This window comes from Mycoplasma zalophidermidis (genome assembly GCF_018913985.1).
GTDB lineage: Bacteria > Bacillota_I > Bacilli_A > Mycoplasmatales > Metamycoplasmataceae > Mycoplasmopsis > Mycoplasmopsis zalophidermidis.
The window spans coordinates 27,171-48,381 of sequence record NZ_JAHMHK010000006.1 but is presented as its reverse complement, the minus strand read 5'-3'; the positions used below and the strand labels follow the sequence as shown (position 1 = coordinate 48,381).

Sequence of the window (21,211 nt, the reverse complement as noted above, 5' to 3'; positions counted from 1 at the left end):
ATTATTCCTATTCAAACGGATTTATTCATGTACCGTCATCTTCATCTTCAAGTAATATTTGCTGAGTTTTTTCGAGTTGTTCATTAGGTGTTAATGGCATTTCAAATGTTGAAGTGTCAAAAATAAATCCTTCTTGTGGTCCTCAAATCCGATTATTTTTGTTTAATTCGTCTTTATCGATTTTTGAGATTAGAGTTGTGTTGGCTCCTATTTCAGCAGTATCAATTGTTATAAAACCTATTTTTTTATCAACAATTTTTGTTTCTTTAGTTGATTCTTCTTCGGGTTGTTTTAATTCTTCTGTATCTTCAAGCAATACAAAACTAGGTTTGTTATCTACCTTTATTACCTTGGACGCATCAATGCTATTATTAATTAAGTTATCACTTACTGTTTTGCTTTCACTATTAATATTTAATTCAATAGAGTTTGTTTGAGTAGTTCCTTTTGCATCAATATTAGTTAATACTGTTTGGTTTTGTAATTCGTCTGTGTCAACACTTCTTAATTCAATTGTTTCATCAATTATTAATTCTTCATGTTCGTCATTATTTTCATCGAAAATACATGATCTATCGTGTTCTTGTAAATTTTCATTTTCAGTAGTATTTACAATGGTATACGTTGAATCGTCATTGGTTATTCCAGTATCATTCACTTCTGTAAAATTACCTTCATTTAAGTTAATATCAGTAATATTTTCAGTTGTAGGTATTTCATTTAACATGGTTTGTTGAATTGTGTTTGTGTTTTGTGAAAGATTATCTGTTTCGTCATGATTTACTGCTTCGTTGCCCGTATCAATTTGCGCTGAATTTTCAGATTGAACAACATATATTTCTTCATTTAGTGTTTCTGGATTTTCTATATTATCTTGAATTTGCTGATTTATCAATTTTTCGTTTATAAATTTTTCAAATTTTTCTTCATCAGTTTCAATTTTTGCTTTACTTGAGTTAGGGTTTACAAAATATTCTGAAGTTAAAGGGTTTGCAGCTATGTCAGCTATATTCTTTTTAACTAATTTAATAAGTTTGTTAAAGCTCAATGAATCGGGGTTAATTTCCAATGTTTTAGCTGCTGCTAGTAAAAATGAGAAATAGCGTTTCACTTCAGGTGTGTAATAAAAGACTGAATTTGGTTTCTTAAGATAATTACGAACTTTGAAGATATCATTATTGCCCAATAAGTATTTAAAATATTCTTTTGGATTTAATAGTAATAGATAAATTCATGATAATAAAACTAATATAACTAATAATGTTGCAATTATTCATGGACCTAAACATAGGCAATGTAATACATTAAGAATTGTGTCCCCGAATACTCCTATATTATGAGTAGCATTAGGCAAATTTAGTTCTTTATTAACTTGAGTGAATGAGTAATATCAACCCTGTATGAATATATTTTTCATATCATCTGTCGTGTAGAGAGTTAAACTAGAAATACTTCGTTGTGATAACAATACTCAATGATAAATTATTGCAATAACTAAAAGAGTTATTCACACAAACATTTTTAATCTTTTGCGAATTATTCAATAATCAACTTTGGAATGAGTGCGTAACCAAAAACAGTAATATTTTTTCATAGAAGCTTCAGTCCAATTGATAATTAATGAAATTATTAGTCCAACCATAAAAAAGATAATTAAATCCCCAAAGGATAAACCGATTGTATATAGATATGCTTTTTTAAAGAAACTATTTACGTTTGTGTTTCCAAATATACTGTCACTGTATTGAACTAGTACAAATGATGTGGTAACCAATATCAATAATAAAAATTTTAAAAATTCAAGACCGATATTCAAGGTTTTGGTGGCGATAATTTCATTCTTTGTTTTGCGCTCTAATTTTGCAAAATATGGTTTTGGAGTAGGTTTAAAAGTGCTTCTATTTATATTCATAATTTAAATTATAACCATTTAATAATATTTATATATTAATAAGTAAATAATTTAAATCATTGTATGAGATTATGCTATATTACTAATTACACTGTAATATGTGTATATTAGTAAAAAAGACGCTATTTTGCGTCTAAAAGCATTTTGATTTCAACATCATAGATTGGTCCATTGTCTGTTCAAGGCGTTTCTAAAATTATTGGTATGTTATCGAAATCTTTATCGTGAACAAATCTAGATAATGTTTGCAACCCAATATGCCCTTTATCTATATTTGCGTGTCGATCTTTATGTGAGTTAAGTCCATTCAACGAATCATTTAAGTGGATAACTTTAATATGTTTTAATAGGTCGAATTTAACTAATTCAGATTTGAAATCTTCATAATTTTTTATATTATAACCCGCATCTCAAATATGACATGTATCAAGACATAGTTGGATTCTTTCATTATTTAATTTATTTATTACGTATTTTATTTGTTCAAAGTTTTTACATACTTCAGTACCCTTACCCGACATTGTTTCCAAACAAATAATCACGTTTTTGGTGGCATCTATAACTTTTTGCAAATTATTACATAAAGTTTGAATAGAAAAATCTACATCAAAAGTTGTGTGTGCACCCGGGTGTAAAACTAGATATTTAGCACCAATGTAGTCAACTCTTTTGATTTCTTCAATTAGAAATTGAACAGCAAAATCACCTTTTTCTGGCGAAGCCATATTTATTATGTATGGAGCATGTACCACTACATCTTCAGGTTTTATTATATTTGAGTATTGTTTAATATATTCATCAAGTTTGTATTTTTCGTTTGAAATTCGTTTTGTGCTTTGGGGTGGACCAACATAAATCATCATACAATTTGCACCGTTATTAATACTTGTTTCGGCTGAATCAACTAAATAATTTGGAGCTTTAAACTGAACGTGTGAACCTAATTTAATCATAATTGCTACTCCTTTTAATTTACCTTATTTTATCAATAAATATTAGTTTGAAATTGATAAATAATTAATCTTTATTCTATGTTTTTGTTATTTATTTATTCGTTTTTTCAAAAAATGTTGTTTAACTTAGCAATATCTCGTTTGATCATCGAAATCAAATAAAAAATATTATTTCCACAAAATATATGTTTTTTTCATATTTTTTGTTCTTTTAACACGAGGTTCTACCAAAAAAAAAAAAAAAAGATAACATAAATTTGGGAATAAAAAAAGGAGAAAAAAATGAAACTAAAATTTAAGAAACTTTTATTAAATTTAGGTTTACTAAGTGGAGTTACAACTATTGCTATTTCAGCGCAATGTAATACACCTAAACAAATCAATGGAGGAAAAGAAGTTATTCCTCCTGATAAACCTGCCAAACCAAACAAACCAATAAATAACGGAGAAACCACTGGAGAAACTAATGAATTAGACAAATTTATTAAAGATTTTGAGACAAATTTACAAATAAATAAAGAAAACTCTGGAGAATTCTATGAATCGGTATCTAGAGGAGACGATTTTTATTATGACAGAATAAAAAAAGTTATCATTAGTGTTCCAAAAGGAACTTTCCCTAATTGAACGCAAGAAAAATATAGCCCGTTGTTAGATTTCGGCGAATTTACTAACGATATTGGAGTAAAAAATATTCAATTGGCCAACCCAGATAATCCAACTTACAAATCCTCAGATGGAAGTAACAAGATTAGTTCTAAAATTAAGTTGTCTGTTAATCAATCTAATGACATTGTTGTTAGTTTCAAATTAGCTAAATATTTTAAGGATGGAAATCACATTTTCAGTTCTGAAATTTGCACGAAAACATTAGGTAAAATATTATCTAATGAACTTGTTGAAAAAATGAAAAAACTAACAGAAGCAGAAGAAAATACTACATTCACTTATCCAGATGCTGAGAATGTTTTGCTCAGTGATGCTGATGAAAATAAAATTGTTAAAAGCATACCCGATGGTTATGAATTAGCGGAATTTAAAGCAGTAAAAAACGATGAAGACCAGTATTATGATTACACAATAATATTTAAATTGAAAATTTTAGGCACTGACATCGTGTCGCCAAAAAATGTGTTTAAAACCATTAAAAACTTTAAGAAAAGCTCAAGAATATTAGAACTAGAGGCAAAAGCCAAATCAGAAATGGAAAATTCTATTGCTAAATTAGAAATTAAATTTTCTAATATAAAAGCATACAATATTGTTGTTAAAACATTTGACCAAAATACACAATTAACAGAGTCTAGCGGAATATTTGATTACAATAATAAACCCAATTTTGTAGTGAATAATTCTGATGATAAAGTTTATAAATATGAATTAAAAAACCTTCGTAGAAGTAACGACGAAATGTTTGTGACAGTTAAAGCGTCATCGATTGTGAATAATTCTATTTACGTAGAAAAAGAAGTGAAGATTAAACCGGAGTTCCAACGCGGAATAAATCCTTACAATATGACCACAAAACAACAACATGAATACCTTACTAACGAATTAAATAAAATTGAATTTATAAATCCATTTTTCAGCAAAGATAGAACTTATATCAATAAATCAATGAATCAAAAACTAAATAATAAGTCATTTTGATTAGATGCCAAGAATAATGATTTACTATATGAATTTGGAAACTTATCAGTTGAAAAAAACGAGCAAACTAACGATAAAACATTTTATGTTGGACTATCATTAAGCTTCCAAGATTATGTTCCAACCGAAGCAAAACCACGCCAAAAATTAACCAAAAAAATTAAAATTAATTTGGATGAATTGGGTGTAGATAAATTAAATAAAATCAATCTTGCAAAAAACAAACAAACTATTCAGGATATTGAAGCTCCTACTGCTACGGTTGATATTAATTATGAACCTGAAATTAAATCTGAATATTATGTTGATAATGAATCTCAAAATCTAGAGCCAAAATCGTTAGCAGTGGGAAAAAATATTCTACCAATTTATAAACATTTTAATAAACCTGGAAACGACATAATTTATGTTGACGATCAAGAAACATATGATAATTTATTAAGCGATTCTGCGAACAAAGTTTTATGAGAAACATATAAATTTGATGAAAATAATAATTTAACTTCAAATAATGTATTTTTTAAAAATAGTCCATATTTAGTGAATAATAAATACAGTCAATTTACAGCATTTGCTTTTACTGATTTTAGAAATGAAAATGGGATTTTAACTGGCAAAATGGTTATTTGTGAAAAGGGTTTTGCTGCTAATAATACTATGAAAGCCGCTTATGATGAAAACAGAGTCGGAATAGTAAGAGTTAAAATAATGTCTCCTAATAAATATAAATCAAACGTTAAAACAGAAGCAAAAAAAGCAAAACTTTACTTATATTTTACTAATTTATACGAAAATAAAACTGTCGAGTTTACATTTAAAGACATACAAAATTACACTTCAGAACAAATAAAAGACAATAAAGAATTATTAAAGCAAAATATTATTGTTCAAGGTTTGCCTGATGAATGAGAAATAATAGATTATGATGATCTAAGAACAAATTCAAAAAAACCTGGTCACTTGTTCTTTAAATGTTTAATCGGAATTAAAGGCAGCGAAATAAGTACGTTTACAACACTTGTTAAATTAGAAGGATTTAAAACCTCATAATACTGTGTAATTTAAAGCACCCAAAAATTAGGTGCTTTTTTTATCGAAACTTATAAGATAAAAACTTAATTTTATTAATTTTAAATCTCAAATTTGCTTAGAAATTTTTTTAAAATTAAGAATCGAGTTAATTTTTCAAAATTTTTATGTCAGTACATTAAACTTATTTTTTCTATATTTCGTTTAAATTCAGTATTTTTCGAAAAAATAAAATTAGCGCAAAACTGCGCTAAGAAAAAATAGAAATCTACTTACTTTATTTTTTTAAAGTGATACAATATTAATATATTTGCTAATTATGCCTTACACATAATCTTTAAAGTAAGTATGCAGTAGCATTATATCACATTAACAAAGGAGTTTTTATGGAAGAAAAAGTTACAAAAAAATACGTTAACAAATACCCATACAAAGTCACCGAATTTGGTGCAGGGACCAAACGTAGAGATTATTCAGTAACCAAACATATTTATGAAGTTCAAGACTTTTTGAAAACATCAAAAGAGTCATTTGAGTGATTTAAAAAATCTGGTATTGAAGAAGCTATTAGAGAGCATTACCCAATTTCATCTTCAAACAAAGGAGTAACACTTGAATACATTCACAATAGTGCTACTTTAGAAATCCCAGCCAAGGAATATGATGAAGTTACGAAAGCTAAAGTAAAAGGAACAAACTATGCAGGTAAATTGTATGGCAAGTTTAAAGCTATAACTACATCAGATGGTCTAGTTAAGGAAGATACTGTATTTTTAGGTGAAATTCCATTAATGACCTCGGGTGGTAGTTTTATCATCAACGGTAGTGAAAAAGTTATCGTTAGTCAGCTAATACGTTCGCCTGGAGCATATTTTGGTCGTGGTGTTCGTAATAAACAATCAGATGACTTATTTAACAAAGTTGAAGTCTTGCCTCGTGTAGGTTCATGAGTTGAAATTTCTCACAAAGTTACATCAAAAAACCCTGACAGTGTAAAAATTAAAATTGATAAAAACAAAAATGTCAACATAATTACATTTTTAGGTGCTCTTGGTTTAACTCATGAAGATATTTATGATTTATTTGGAAAATCAGATGTCTTAGAAGAGTCTATTAAAAAAGACAAGAAATTAACAACCGACTTACCACACGAAGAAGTTATTAAAAATTGTCAAGATGATTTATTTAGAACTATCAGAAAAGGAGATCGTGTTTCTGACGAATCTATCTCTAACTTAATCCCAGGACTTTTATTCCACAAAAAACACTATAATTTAAGTCAAACTGGCCGTTATATGTTAAACATTAAGCTAAACTTAGTTGACCGTATTTCGGGAACTATTTTGGCACAACCGCTGACAATCCAAAACAAAGATGGTGAGGAAATTAATTTGGAAATTGGTGAAACAATTACTCATAAATTAGCGGTATTGATTCAGTGAAACTTCAATAACGGTAAATTACCTTCAGAAAAACTTAAATGCATTAAACCTGAAGTTGTTTACGCTAAATTACTTAACGATCCTGCCAATTCATCATTGAAAAGAAGAGATAAAATAATTTCTATTAAGGTTTACCCAAGTAAGAAATGAATGGAAAAAGGGAAAGAACCAGTCAGAGTTATTGGTACTGATCCTAAAGCAGTTGAAACTCATTTAGTTGTTTCAGACCTAATTGCTACAATTAACTACTACTTCAATTTACTTGATGGTATTGGTCAAGATGATGATCCGGATGCATTAACAAACAAACGTATCGTTTCGTTAGGCGAATTAGTTCAAAATAACTTAAAAGTAGGTCTATCTAAATTAGAAAAAACAACTCGTGAAAGAATGGGTGCTAAAGAACCGGATAAAGTTAGTCCAAAAAATGTTACAAACAACAAACTAATTTCCAACCAAATGAAAACATTCTTTAACTCATCAAAACTTTCGCAATTCATGGACCAAATTAATCCTCTTGCCGAAATATCAAATGAAAGACGTATCACTTCTCTGGGACCCGGAGGTCTTAATCGTGATACTGCTCAATTTGAGGTTCGGGATGTTCATGCAACTCACTACGGAAGAATTTGTCCTATTGAAACTCCTGAAGGACCAAACATTGGTTTGATTCTAAACTTCGCCACATATGCTAAAGTAAATGAATTTGGTTTTTTAGAAACTCCATACTTTAGAGTTGATAATGGTATTGTTGATTATTCTGAACCTGTTTACTTAACGGCGGCTGATGAAATGGGTTACAAAATTGCCCAATCAACTGTTAAAGTTGATGAAAACAATAGAATTATCGACCCTCAATTAACAATTCGTCACAACTACACATATCAAATTGGTACTGCTGATGAAATTGATTTTATTGAAGTCGCTCCAAACCAAATGGTTTCGGTGGCTGCTGGATGTATTCCTTTCCTTGAAAACGACGATGCCAACCGTGCACTTATGGGTGCTAACATGCAACGTCAAGCAGTTCCTTTATTAGAAACTGAAGCTCCATTTGTTGCTACTGGTATTGAAGCAGAAATTGCTAAATACTCTTCAGGCAACTTTGTTGCTCGTAACGATGGTATTGTTGAATTTGTTGATGGCAAAAAAATTAAAATTAGAAATGATAAAAAAGGTATTGATACATATAACCTTAAAAACTTCCAACGTTCTAACCAAGATACAGTCGTTCACCAAAAACCGCTTGTAAGAGAAGGACAAGAAGTTAAAAAAGGAGATTTACTGGTTGATGGTTCATCATTTAAAGATGGAGAATTAGCACTTGGTAAAAACGTCTTAGTAGCCTTTTCAACTTATAATGGATATAACTATGAAGATGCCGTCATCTTAAATGAAAGATTAGTTAAAGATGATGTCTTCACTTCAATTCATATTGAAGAACAAACTGTTCAATTTAGAACCTCAAAAGCGGGCGATGATGAATTGACCGCCGATATTCCAAATGTGTCTAAATTCTCAACTCGTCACTTAGATGAACATGGTATTGTTCGTGTTGGTAGTGATGTTGCTCCTGGCGATGTCTTAGTTGGTAGAGTTAGTCCTAAAGGCGACGATAACCCAACACAAGAAGAAAAATTGTTGTTAGCAGTTCTTCAACAACGCCAACAAGCAGTTAAAGATACTTCATTAAAAGTTAAAAATGGACATGGTGGTACCGTTATTGGTGTCGAAATTTTAAGCCGCGAAAATAAGGACCAATTAGAAGATGGTATTGATAAAATTGTTAAAGTTTCAATTGCGGTTAAACGTAAAATTAAAGTCGGGGATAAAATGAGTGGACGTCACGGTAACAAAGGTGTTGTTTCAATCGTTTTACCTGAAGAAGATATGCCACACTTAGAGGACGGAACGCCAGTAGATGTTATGTTAAACCCACAAGGGGTTCCATCTCGTATGAATATTGGTCAAGTACTAGAAATTCATTTAGGTATGGCAGCTAGAAGCCTAAAAACAAAATTTGTTACCCGTGTATTTGACGGTATTAAAAAAGAAGAAATTTATGATGTTATTGAAGAAGCGGGATTGCCTGCGACTGGTAAACAAATCTTGATTAACCCGATAACAGGTGAAAAATTTGATAACCCAGTTTCAGTTGGTGTTATGTATATGTTGAAACTTAACCATATGGTTGACGATAAAATGCACGCTCGTAGTGTTGGGCCATACTCTCTTATTACCCAACAACCTCTTGGAGGTAAATCGCAAAACGGTGGACAAAGATTTGGTGAAATGGAAACATGAGCTATTGAATCTTATGGTGCAACCAATATTCTTCAAGAAATATTGACATATAAATCAGATGATATTAACGGTAGAAACCAACTTTATGCCGCATTAGCATCTGGCAGAGAATTACCAAAACCTGGTGTTCCAGAATCATTCAATGTGCTTAAATACGAGCTAAGAGGTTTAGGCATGAAATTAGATATTAATCACGTGGAAATTGATGACGAAGATTTATCAATTCAACACTTCGATTCAAATATAGGAGGTTTTAATGAGTAGATTTCAAAATAAAGATGAACCAAAATTATTAATCGATAAAATTACTTTATCTTTAGCAACTGATAAAGATGTTACATCTTGATCAAATGGTGAAGTTACAAAACCTGAAACCATTAATTACAAAAGCTACAAACCTGAACGTGATGGTCTATTTGACGAAATTATTTTCGGACCTACTACTGACTATAAATGTCCAGTATGTAATACAAAATACAAAAGAAGTGATGAAAATACAGACTGTATTCGTACACCAATGTGTGTTAAATACAAACCAAAAATTCTACCTAAAATCACTCGTAGAAGTAGAATGGGACACATCAGTCTTAAAAACCCTGTTGTTCACTTTTGATTCTTTAAAATTGACCACTCTATTATTTCGAAACTTTTAGGTTTAAAAGTAGCTAATTCAAATAGATCGGTAACTAAATCTGAATTAGAAAAATTAATTTACTATAAATCTCACATTGTTTTGGAAGATGGTGGATTAAAAGCACTTAAAAAGAATGCAATTATCGATATTTCTGATGCTGCTATTGTTTACTATGAGGCATTGAAGGAATTAAAAGAAAAATTTGATCCTGAAAGCGAAGATGAATTCGACATTGAAGCTTACGAAGTTATTGAGGAAGCAATTAATGACTTAAAAGAACAGGCGACATCAAAAATGGGTCAAGATTATGGTATAGACTTCTATGAATACAACGATATTATTCACGAATATTCTGACGCTCGTATCTCGACTGGTTCAAAAGCAATTGAATACTTACTAGAACATGTTGATCCAAAAGAGGAAGCAACAAAACTAGAAGAAGAAATTGCGGAAATTAACTTACAAATTGCTCAAAACCCATCAGCTAATGCTAAAATTCAAGAAAGAGCAAAACTATATAAACGTTTAACTGTAATTAATTCATTTATTAAATCAGATCAAGATCCTAAATCAATGTTGATTTATAACTTACCTGTTATTCCTGCTGATTTACGTCCACTAGTTCAACTTGACGGTGGTCGTCATTCAACAAGCGATATCAATGAACTTTACCGTCGTATTATTATTAGAAACAACCGTTTGAAAAAATGAGAAGAAACAGATGCTCCAATGTTGATTAAACAAAATGAGTATCGTATGATTCAAGAGGCAGTGGATTCGTTAATTGACAACGCTCGTAAAAAACCTAATCCTGTTGCGTCTAAAGACGGGAGACCATTTAAATCTATTTCCGATGCATTGACCGGTAAAAAAGGTCGTTTCCGTCAAAACCTGCTTGGTAAACGTGTTGACTATTCGGGACGTTCAGTTATTGTTGTTGGTCCTGAACTAAAAATGCACCAAGTTGGTATTCCCAGAGAAATGGCAGCTAAATTATTTGAACCTTGAATTATCAGAGAATTAATTAAATGTGATAAAAATAATATAAATTCAATCAAAGCAGGGAAAAAAGCTGTTGAAAACTTAGACCCTATTATTTGACCGTATGTAGAAAAGGCAATAGAAGGTCGCCCAGTGCTATTGAACCGTGCGCCTACATTGCACCGTTTAAGTATTCAAGCTTACGAACCAGTTCTAATTAGAGGTAAAGCTATTAAACTTCATCCACTTTCATGTACTCCGTTTAACGCAGACTTTGATGGGGACCAAATGGCAGTTCACGTACCAATTAGTCCTGAAGCAACTCGTGAAGCACGTGAGTTAATGCTTGCTTCTAAAAACATTTTAGGACCTAAGGATGGTGAACCTATTATCAACCCTGGTCAAGATATGATTTTAGGTTTATACTACCTAACAATGGAAAAAGCCGGTACAAAAGGTGAAGGTAAATTCTTCTCAACATATGAAGATATGGTTACAGCATATGAAAATAAAGCAGTCAGTGTTCACGCTAGAGTTGTTTTACCTATTGAGCAAGCTAACAAAAAATGAATCAATGCTTCTGAACAAAATTCTTACATTGTTTCTACAGTCGGTAAATTCATGTTTAACCGTGCATTTCCAAATTCTTTTGAATTCGTTTTTGGTAAATTTACCACTCCTGAAGGTAAGGAAATAGTTCACACTTCTGCAAATGAAGATGAATTGTTAAGATACTTATTACCAAAAGGTACAAATTTCCCAGAACATATTGCAAAAATGGATATTAACCTTCCTTTATCTAAAAAGGATATCGCTAAAATTGTTCGTAGAGTTTATGACCAATATGTAGGTGTTGTTTGCATGGAGGATTTAGCAGTCGTTTTAAATGAAATAAATAAAGACGAACTTGATAAAATCTTTGAAAAATGCGCTGTATTAAAAGGCTATAATGGTGAAACAATTAGTGCCTCACACGCCGAAATTCTAACTAAATTTATTATCGAAGAATTTAACAAGATTCAATATGAAGTTACTATGACTCAAAACAATGAGGATGCTTTATGAACCATTAATGATTACACAAAATTATTAGAAACTGTTTGATTTAAATATACTAATGTTGTTGCTAGTGTTCTTGACAAAATTAAATCATTAGGTTTCCATTTCTCAACAATTTCAGGTACTACTATTGCTGTAAGTGATGTTATTACCTTGCCAACAACTAAAGATAAAATTAAAGAAGGCGAAGAATACATTGAAAGATTAAAAGCCTTTTTTGAAGAAGGTATGTTGACAGATGACGAAAGATATTCACTTTCAATCAAAAAATGAGCTGAAATTAAAAATTCTATTGAAGATGAACTAAAACAAGTTACTAAATCAGATCCATATAACCCTCTATTTATGATGTTTACATCTGGAGCGCGTGGTAACTCAAGTAACTTCGTTCAACTGGCTGGTATGCGTGGTTTAATGAATAACAACGTTAAAATCCTTAAAGCTGATGCCGAAAACGAACGTGTTGTTCGTTCAACAGTTGAAATTCCAGTTAAATCATCATTCCTAGAAGGTCTTACTGCTTACGAATTTTATTCATCAACTCACGGGGCTCGTAAAGGGCTAACCGATACTGCTCTTAACACGGCAAAATCGGGTTACCTAACGCGTCGTTTAGTCGATGTTGCTCAAGGTATTGTAGTTCGTGAAGTTGATTGTGGTACCGATTATGGTTTCGTCGTTAAAGATATTAAGGATTCAAAAACCAATACAGTTATTGAATCATTAGCTGAAAGAATTGAGGGTCGCTTCACAAACAAACCTGTTTTAGACCAATTTGGTGAAGTAATTATTGCTGCAAATCAATTAATTACCCCAGAAATTGCAAATAGAATAGTTAAAGCTGGTGTTGAATCTGTTGAAATTAGATCTGTTTTATCTTGCTACACACGCAACGGTGTATGTAAAAAATGTTATGGTAAAGACCTTGCTTTAAACCGTGTTGTTAACATTGGTGAAGCGGTCGGAGTTGTTGCTGCCCAATCTATTGGTGAACCTGGTACACAGCTAACCATGCGTACATTCCACACCGGTGGTGTTGCAGGGGTTGAAGATATTACAGGTGGTTTCGGTCGTTTAATGGAACTTATCGACGCCTATGATTCACCATGGGGTAGACCCGCAATTATTGCTCCCGGATATGGTAAAGTAATTTCTATCACTACTCCAACTGAAATCACAAATAGAAGCATTAAAATAATTACTACCGAAATCTTAAATGATAAAGGCGAAAGAGAAATCCTTGATTTTGAAACCAAAGCTGATCGCAGAATTGTCGTTAAAGAAGGCGATAAGTTAATCCCCGGCCAAAAACTTGTTGAAGGACCTATAGTTTTAGGTGATTTATTAAAATATGCAGATACAAGAGCAGTGCAAAATTATTTATTAAAAGAAGTTCAAAAACTATATCGTCTACAAGGTATTTCAATTGCGGATAAATATATCGAAATTATTATTCGTCAAATGTTATCAAAAGTGATGATTACAGACACTGGAGATTCTAAATTCTTCTCAGGTTCTTTAGTTGATATTTTTGCTTTCCAAAAAGAATCAGCTCGCTTGTTAGCAGAAGGTAAAAAACCTCCATTTGGAGAAGTTAAAATTAAAGGGGCTAAACAAACTCCACTTCTTTCTGACTCATTCCTTGCCGCAGCTTCTTACCAAGAAACTCCTAAAATTTTGGTTAATGCCTCAATCGGGTCTCAGACAGATAAATTGGAAGGTCTAAAAGAAAATATTATTCTAGGACACAAAATTCCTGCCGGTACAAACAGCAATTTTGAAGCTAAAGAAAAATATGATATTCGTGACCCAAGATCATACTTTTCAATGAAATACGATCCTCAACACGAAGATATTACAGAAAAATTTGCTTCTGTGGATTTAGATTTAGTTAATTCTGACTTAGAGGAAATCTTTTCTGAATTAGATGTTCAACAAGTTGAAGATAATTTTACTGAGGATATTGAACATGAATTTGAATAATTAAAAATCAAGCATTAATAATCATGCTTGATTTTTTAATTCAAATTAATAAAACATCGAAATCAAATTCCGATGTTTTAAATTCTAATTATTTAATGTACATTGAGTATACAACGGTTGAAACTTTATGTTTTCCACCCTTATCGAATTTGAATAATCTAAATTTAGCTAAATATCCGTTAGCGTCCTTTACAACTGTAACAAAGCCGCTGCCTTTTGCTGAATTGTCTTTTTTATTGATATATAGTGGTTTATCTGCGTTCACAAGTGAAATACCTTTTGGCAATTCCATTGTAGCTAATGTGGGACCTTCTCACGGTTTTTTGCTTGTAGATTTACCAATGATTTTAGTTTCACCATTGAAAGTGTTGATAAATACTTGTTTAACACCTTTGTGATCACCTAGATTGCTTTCAGTCAGAGATTCAACAATTGTTAATTTAAATGTTGATAAATCTACGTCGACCATATCTTCGTATTGAGCTGATGATTTTTCACTAACTGGCTCATCATTAGTTTTTTTGTTTTCATCTAACATGGTTACTAGTTGTGAAGCATTAGTTTTTTTGCCTTCGTCTTGTTTTGAATTTTTATTTTCTTTAGTACAAGATGCGGCAATAGCCGGTAAAGTTGTTATTGTAGCGGCAACCCCCCCCCAACATTAAGAATAGTTTTCTTTTCATATTTCTCCTTAGTAATAATATTAAAAATATTTCGTATATATTTTATTACAAATATTGCGATTTTTAAGATATAAAACATTAGAAGTTACAGAATAGTTTTATTTTCTAAAAAATCTGGATATTTTTACACAATTTATCAGTATGTGTCATAAATTATGACTCGATAGCATCCGTCACGAATGATTGAGTAATCATAGTTTTCTTCATTTAAAAGGTTTTCGACAGTAACTTTCATTGCTCCTGTTCCGTGACCCGTGATTATATCTAAGTAGTCATAATCTTGTTCTTCTGCATATTGCAACGCAAGCAAAATACGACTAGTTGCTTCTTCAACTGAAAAACCATGTAAATCAATACTATAAATCATATCTCTCCTTTTGACATTGCGGACAATAATATGTTCCTCGTTTACTTACTCAATATTTTTGTATTTTGCTATCGCATCGATAACAATTTAAATTTTCACGATTATGAACTTTTAATAAATTTTGGTATTCGCCTTTTTTACCATTAAGCGAAGAATACGATTGAATGCTTGAACCACCTAATTCAGTAGCGTGATTCATGATTTGCCCCGCCGATTTTATTAGTTCCGCTAATTTTATTTTGTCAATTTGATTAGCAGGTGTTGAAGGATGTAATTGACATTCTCATAATGCTTCGTTAGCATATATATTTCCTATACCCAAAATTAAACTTTGATCTAATAATATATTTTTGATTGAAACACTTCGTTTTTTAACTTTTTCAAAAAGTCAATCTATATCAGTTTCATCAGGGACTTTTCCCAAATCACATAATGGCTTTGTGCTCATTAATTCATTTTTATTTTTAATATGGAAAGTAGCAAAAGCCCTAGCATCATTAAAGTATAAATATCCATTACTCAAGTGAAAAACAACATGATCGTGTAGACTTGGATTGTGATATTTTTGATAAAAAGCGTATTTACCAGTCATTCGTAAATGGTTTAAAATAAATAATTCGTTTTTAAGTTCGATAATAATGTGCTTACCAAGATTATAAATATCTTTAATCGTTTCGCCTTGAACAAAAATTTTAAACTCTTCAGAAGTACAATTCTGAAATAATTTTTCTTTATAAATTTCTACCTTATTAATTGTTTGATTACTTATTATTGGGCGAAGGGCGTTAACTACAGTTGTCACTTCCGGCATTTCTGGCATAGTGTTACTCCTTTACCTTGGCAAGCATTGTAATCGCAGCGGTTTCGGCACGCAATATTCTTGTTCCCAGCGATATTAATTTAATATTTTCATTTGAGCTTGCTATTTTCTTGATAAATTCAATTTCATTTTCTTTAAATCCGCCTTCTGGTCCAGCTATCATTACTGAATTAGTTACCAGAAAATTAGTTTGTAAAGAATCATCTAATGTTTCTAAAGCAATATAAATTGTGTAGTTTTGGTTTAAATAATCATTAACAATATGTTCTAATTTTTGAGGTTTTGTTATATCGGGAATAATATTTCTAAATGATTGTTGAGCAGCCTCTTTTATTTTTGTTTGGTATCGTATATATTTTTTATCACTAAAACTTGAATTGATTAATTTGTGGTTGCAATATTGAGATATCATAGGAATTATTTTCTTTACACCCAACTCAACACTTTTTTCTAACATTCATTCAAAACGTTCTGGTTTAATTATTGGAGCAGCTAAAATCAAATTATTATTAAATTCATGGTTTATATTAATCTTACGAATGATTCGAGCTAAATTTGTATCAGTTTCAAGTTGGCATTCATAAAATTCACCTTGAAAGTTTATTAAAAAAATGTCTTTGCTAAGACGAGCAACCCTGATATGGTGTAATGTTTGGTCATCTAGTTTAAATGTGTTACCTATTTTTTCATTGACAAAAAATCTATGCATTTTATCTCCTTTAGTTTTAAATTTAATTATATAAAAAATAGAACAAAAATAAAGCACAACCAGAGCATATATAGTCATTTTTAAATATTTTTTACTGAAAAACGCAATAAAAAAAGGATGCCTTTAAGCACCCAGTAGTTAAAATTCGGGAAGAGGATCGGTGTTATTAGAATTTTCGAATGTTGTATCGATATCATTATCACCAATTAGATTTATTCCGCTTGTAATTTCATTAATTTCATCATCAAGTGAATCAGTTTTTGTTGATGAATCTTGTTCAAGTTTATTAACTTTATTATCATTTGATTCAGTTAATATAATGCTAAATTTAAAATATTCGTCACGTGAATCATTTTTCATAACGTTGTCAATTCCCATTTGAGTATCGACTGTTTCATCAATTCCATAATGATTTAAAATTTCTTTTTTTAACGTTAATAAATCACCATACGATGTTGATTTTCCAACTTGAAAATGTAATATGATACTTCCAAAAGATTGTGGTTTATCAACAAATTGATTTGAATTTGAAATCAAATCCATTGCTTTTTGTATTTGCTGATCACCATTGGATTTTCCAGTGGTGGTTGTTATTTTCCCACCCTTAGATAAAACTTGTTTAATATCATTAAAATCAATATTTATAAAGCCAGTTGAATTTGCTATTGAGTTAATTAATTCGATTGTGTCACGTACACAGACATTTGCTTGTTGGAATGAAGCTGTTAAAGGGAGATTTATATTTTGTTTCATCAGCTTTTCGTTTGAAATTACCATGTAAGAATTTACAGAGTCTTTTATTTCTCTAAGGCCATGGCTGGCCACAGCGCAAATACGACTTCCCTCCAATTCTTCCATAGGCGTTGTTACGATTGCTAATGTTAATATTCCTTGTTTTTTAGCGTAGTCAGCAATCACCGGAGTAGCCCCGGTACCTGTCCCGCCACCTAAACCGGCAACTAAAATTAGTAAATCAGTATTATTAATTATTTTATCTAGCTCTTCCAAAGATTCATTGGCACACTGGGCCCCAATTTCTGGGTTACCTCCGGTACCAAGACCTGCTGTATCATTACCTAGTTGAATTTTATTTTCTACTCGGTTTTTAATCAAATCTTGATTATCTGTATTAGCAACAAAGAGTTCAACATTTTCTAGATTTTCATCTACTAGTGAGTTAACCATGTTTCCACCGGCACCACCAATACCAATAACTTTAATTGTAATTTTTTTGGTATTTAAATCCATGTTGACTCCTTTCTAAGCATTTTTAAATAGGCTAATAAATTTTTGAAATACATTTTTGTTTTGTTTAAAATCATCAATATCATTTAATGTTTCAATTAAATTTGTATTTATTTTTTCGTCCACCATTAAACAAGCACCATAGTGACTTGCTGGCAAGATATTTTGTTCGACCGGAATTTGTTCATACGTGCTGACATTATATTGTTTTTCTTTAGTCATTAGATGTTTCAATAAGCCAGCTTGTGAACCTGAAATGACGTATTCAACATATTGTTCTTTATTGTAGTGGATTTGATGCTGTTTTTCGATTTCATCAACGATTTTACGAAGCATTTTTTCACAAACTCCGAAAATTATTGATTCAGTCGACGCAGTATCTTGTATCGTTGAATAATATTTTCAATTAGCGATTACTGCTTTAAAATAAGCAGAAGCCATATCTTTACTCATATTTAAACTACGTCCAATTTTGTTAAATACTTCATTGAAATTTAACAATTTATTTTCTTTATATAAGACGATACTATTGAAGAATCCGGTGATAGAAATTGTATTGAAATTCATTTGTACTAATACCGAATGAGTCTTCTTATTTTGACTAGTTATTAAAGATTGTGATTCTAGTATAATTTGAATTAATTCAATATTTTTACTATTGAATAGGTTTAAAATATTTGTAAAATTAGCATCACTTCTTTTGATTAAAACCAGACTATAGTAAGTAATTAGTTTTTGTCCCAATTTGTTTGCTGGGAAAAAAGCATATTTCTTACTTTCGCTATTATTTAATACTTCAAACATGTATGGAGCATAATTTAATGTGTAATAGTCAGGATTATTTCTAGATGTAGTTAAGTATTCATCAAAGACTGTTTTGTGTTCATTTTCTACTTTTCCGTTTAGTTTTTGTGAATGAGAATTATAGAGAACCTGAACGTCAAACAATGCATCTTGAATTATTAATGAATATTTAATTTTGCTTTTTTTAGTGTTCACGTTTTTATTGATAAAAAGCTTTATTTCATCAATTAAACACACCAAATCAGTAAAATTATTGTTGCGTTTCGAAATATCTAGGAGTGTGCTAAAACCTAGTGATGTATTAGTTACAACACTAGCTTGTACGAATTCTTTGTTTATTTGAAAAGTTACTAAAAAATTCTTCATAAGCCACTCCTTTATCTATTTTTAAATATATTTGGTTAAAACTCTTAGTTTAGCGCTTCTTGAGCGCTTGTTTTGAACTAATTCGTTTTTTGATGGGTCAACAACTTTGACTCCAAATTCTTTCTTTTCTAAAACCGGCATTTTAACAGGTAATTTTGATTTTGTTAAATTACCGAAAAATCGTTTAACAATGCGATCTTCTATCGAATGAAATGTAATTATTGCCAAAGATGAATTTGGTTTTAACAATTTTATGCTTTGTTCTAGCATTTTTTGTAACGAACCAAGCTCATTGTTTACCTCGATACGAATAGCTTGAAATATAGCTTTGCAAGGATTTTTGACCTTTACAACTTTAGCTGGCAAGCTAGATCTGATCACATCAGCAAATTGTAATGTGGTATCAATAGGTCGATTTGCAATGATGGCATTCGCAACTCGCTTAGCAAGTTTAACCTCTGCGTTATCGTGCAAGATTCGACATAATTCATCCTCATCATAATTATTAATAATGTAATGAGCATCAAGGGTTTGAGTTTGATCCATTCTCATGTCTAGTTTAGCATCTTTGTTATAACTAAAACCTCTTTGACTGTTGTCAACTTGTGGTGATGAAATTCCTAAGTCTGCAATAATACCGTCCACGTGATCGATTCCAAGTTTTGCTAATTCGTCAGTAATATTTTGAAAATCTGAATGAATTAGTGTGAAATTATGACCAATTTTACTTAAACGCTCGCGACTTTTTTCTATCGCGAAAACATCCTTGTCAAAACTGATCAAACGACCTGTGGTGAGTTTTTGCAGAATTAGGCTTGAGTGTCCGCCCATTCCTAATGTTAAATCAACGTAAATACCGTCTGGTTTAACATTAATGACTTCAATAGTTTCATGCAATAAAACTGAATAATGTTCTTGGTGCATTATTTAACTCTTTGTGTCAATGCTTGGGCGGCCATTTCTAAATCTTTAACACTCATTTTTGACTCGTATTCTTCATAAATTTCGGTAGCTCATAATTCCACAGAGTCACCAACACCAATGAAGACTACATCTTTTTGGATAGCACCTTTGGTAAGAATAGATTTTGGTATAACAAAACGTGATTGAGAATCTAATTCGATTTCATGGGTATTACCCAACCATCAACGTTTCAATAATCTCGCATTCTTATCGTAAAGACTTTGCGAAGTTAAATCTGCAGTTAATTTTTCGAATTCTTCAACACTTCGTAATTCAATTACATTTTCCATGCCAACAGTTAAATAAAACTTGCTACCTAATGCATCACGCAATTTTGATGGCAAAGCAATTCTATTTTTTGAATCAACATTTCTTTGATATTGTCCGTACATCCACTTTCCTCCACTATCCACCACAATTTTACATTATTCACGCATGTTATTTAATAAAATTTAAATAATTTTGTAATAAAAAAATTAAAAAAAATAAAAACTCGTTTTTCGTACAGTTTTTTATCGAAAAACGAGTTTTTATAAAATGTGAAAATTTCCATAAAAGTGGGGATAATTACTTAGTTACTTTGTTCATTAAACCAAAAACATGTGTAACATCATGTACTTTTCCTAATATTGTGATGATATCACCGGCTTGCAAGACACTAAAACCATTTGGTAAGATGCTTTGAGCTCCACGTTTTATTAATACGATGCTAACGCCTTTTTCGACGAATTTACATTCTTTGATTGTTTTGTTAATTAGTGAAGGATTAGTCAGTAAAGAAGTACCCATTACAAACCCGTCTCCTAATTCTTGTAAACCTTTTGAATATTTAGCGAAGTTTGGGTTGGCAGCTAAAAGAGCGGTTCTTACTCCCGCTTCCTGTTCGGGACGAATAATTACATTAACTCCAATTTGTTGTAAAACATTAGCGTGACGAGCTGATTTAGCTCTTGCAATAATGTTGTCAACTTTTAATTCGGTAAGAGCTGCAACTATTTCAATATTGTCGTTAGTAGCGACAACGACAATATCCATATCATTGATTCCTAAAGCCTTTAAAGTTTTGGTATCAGCGGCGTCTGCGACAACCAATTTATCAACTAAATCGGCAAACATTTTTAGATTTGCCTCGTCTTTGTCTACAACTAATAATGAAACCTTCATTGTTAGAAGTTGTCTGATGACTGCTTCTCCGAAACGTCCTGCGCCAATAACGCAGATATTCTGAATAGATTTTCTTGGCATTTTATTCTCCTTGCTTGTGTGATGAATATTAAGTTTTCTAAATTATAGTTTAAAAATGCATA

Annotated in this window: 13 protein-coding genes and 1 pseudogene; 3 read left to right on the top strand and 11 right to left on the bottom strand. The window is 31.0% G+C overall.

What is annotated here, in order from left to right:
* Positions 1–7: 7 nt before the first annotated feature.
* Both KQ878_RS03350 and KQ878_RS03345 read right to left on the bottom strand, forming a co-directional pair.
* Positions 8–1,912 (bottom strand): hypothetical protein, encoded by a 1,905-nt coding sequence (locus tag KQ878_RS03350; protein WP_216505399.1) that lies wholly within the window; start codon positions 1,910–1,912, stop codon positions 8–10.
* A 122-nt stretch (positions 1,913–2,034) separates the two neighbouring features.
* On the bottom strand, positions 2,035–2,865 hold the full coding sequence (locus tag KQ878_RS03345; protein WP_216505400.1) for a deoxyribonuclease IV: 831 nt from the start codon (positions 2,863–2,865) through the stop codon (positions 2,035–2,037).
* Positions 2,866–3,147: 282 nt separating this feature from the next.
* On the opposite strand from KQ878_RS03345, the gene KQ878_RS03340 reads away from it, so the two are divergent.
* From KQ878_RS03340 to rpoC, 3 genes and pseudogenes are all read left to right on the top strand, one after another.
* Positions 3,148–5,565, top strand: a complete 2,418-nt coding sequence (locus tag KQ878_RS03340; protein ID WP_216505401.1) for a hypothetical protein — start codon at positions 3,148–3,150, stop codon at positions 5,563–5,565.
* Between the two features lie 365 nt (positions 5,566–5,930).
* Positions 5,931–9,554, top strand: coding sequence for a DNA-directed RNA polymerase subunit beta (rpoB, locus tag KQ878_RS03335; protein WP_216505402.1), 3,624 nt, complete (start codon positions 5,931–5,933; stop codon positions 9,552–9,554).
* Positions 9,547–13,452, top strand: a pseudogene (rpoC, locus tag KQ878_RS03330) (DNA-directed RNA polymerase subunit beta'); the annotation flags it as partial. The gene rpoB and the pseudogene rpoC, both read left to right, overlap by 8 nt.
* 583 nt (positions 13,453–14,035) lie before the next feature.
* Here the strand turns inward: rpoC and KQ878_RS03325 are convergent.
* The 9 genes from KQ878_RS03325 to KQ878_RS03285 form a co-directional block, all read right to left on the bottom strand.
* Positions 14,036–14,485 (bottom strand): variable surface lipoprotein, encoded by a 450-nt coding sequence (locus KQ878_RS03325; protein ID WP_216567934.1) that lies wholly within the window; start codon positions 14,483–14,485, stop codon positions 14,036–14,038.
* A 278-nt stretch (positions 14,486–14,763) separates the two neighbouring features.
* Positions 14,764–14,997, bottom strand: a complete 234-nt coding sequence (locus KQ878_RS03320) for a Smr/MutS family protein (RefSeq protein ID WP_216505405.1) — start codon at positions 14,995–14,997, stop codon at positions 14,764–14,766.
* Positions 14,987–15,817 (bottom strand): bifunctional DNA-formamidopyrimidine glycosylase/DNA-(apurinic or apyrimidinic site) lyase, encoded by an 831-nt coding sequence (gene mutM / locus KQ878_RS03315; RefSeq protein WP_216567933.1) that lies wholly within the window; start codon positions 15,815–15,817, stop codon positions 14,987–14,989. Before mutM ends, KQ878_RS03320 begins: the two co-directional genes overlap by 11 nt.
* A gap of 4 nt (positions 15,818–15,821) precedes the next feature.
* Positions 15,822–16,526 (bottom strand): 16S rRNA (uracil(1498)-N(3))-methyltransferase, encoded by a 705-nt coding sequence (locus tag KQ878_RS03310; RefSeq protein ID WP_216567932.1) that lies wholly within the window; start codon positions 16,524–16,526, stop codon positions 15,822–15,824.
* A gap of 138 nt (positions 16,527–16,664) precedes the next feature.
* Complete coding sequence (locus tag KQ878_RS03305; RefSeq protein ID WP_216567931.1) at positions 16,665–17,774, bottom strand: cell division protein FtsZ; 1,110 nt, start codon at positions 17,772–17,774, stop codon at positions 16,665–16,667.
* Between the two features lie 12 nt (positions 17,775–17,786).
* Entirely contained in the window at positions 17,787–18,941 is a 1,155-nt protein-coding gene (locus KQ878_RS03300; protein ID WP_216567930.1) for an MAG3720 family protein, read from the bottom strand.
* Positions 18,942–18,962: 21 nt separating this feature from the next.
* Positions 18,963–19,865 carry a 16S rRNA (cytosine(1402)-N(4))-methyltransferase RsmH gene (gene rsmH, locus KQ878_RS03295; protein WP_216567929.1) on the bottom strand — a complete coding sequence of 301 codons (903 nt, stop codon included), beginning with the start codon at positions 19,863–19,865 and terminating at the stop codon, positions 18,963–18,965.
* On the bottom strand, positions 19,865–20,296 hold the full coding sequence (mraZ, locus tag KQ878_RS03290; RefSeq protein ID WP_216567928.1) for a division/cell wall cluster transcriptional repressor MraZ: 432 nt from the start codon (positions 20,294–20,296) through the stop codon (positions 19,865–19,867). Before mraZ ends, rsmH begins: the two co-directional genes overlap by 1 nt.
* 175 nt (positions 20,297–20,471) lie before the next feature.
* Positions 20,472–21,149 carry a potassium channel family protein gene (locus KQ878_RS03285; protein ID WP_171111964.1) on the bottom strand — a complete coding sequence of 226 codons (678 nt, stop codon included), beginning with the start codon at positions 21,147–21,149 and terminating at the stop codon, positions 20,472–20,474.
* Between the last annotated feature and the right edge of the window lie 62 nt (positions 21,150–21,211).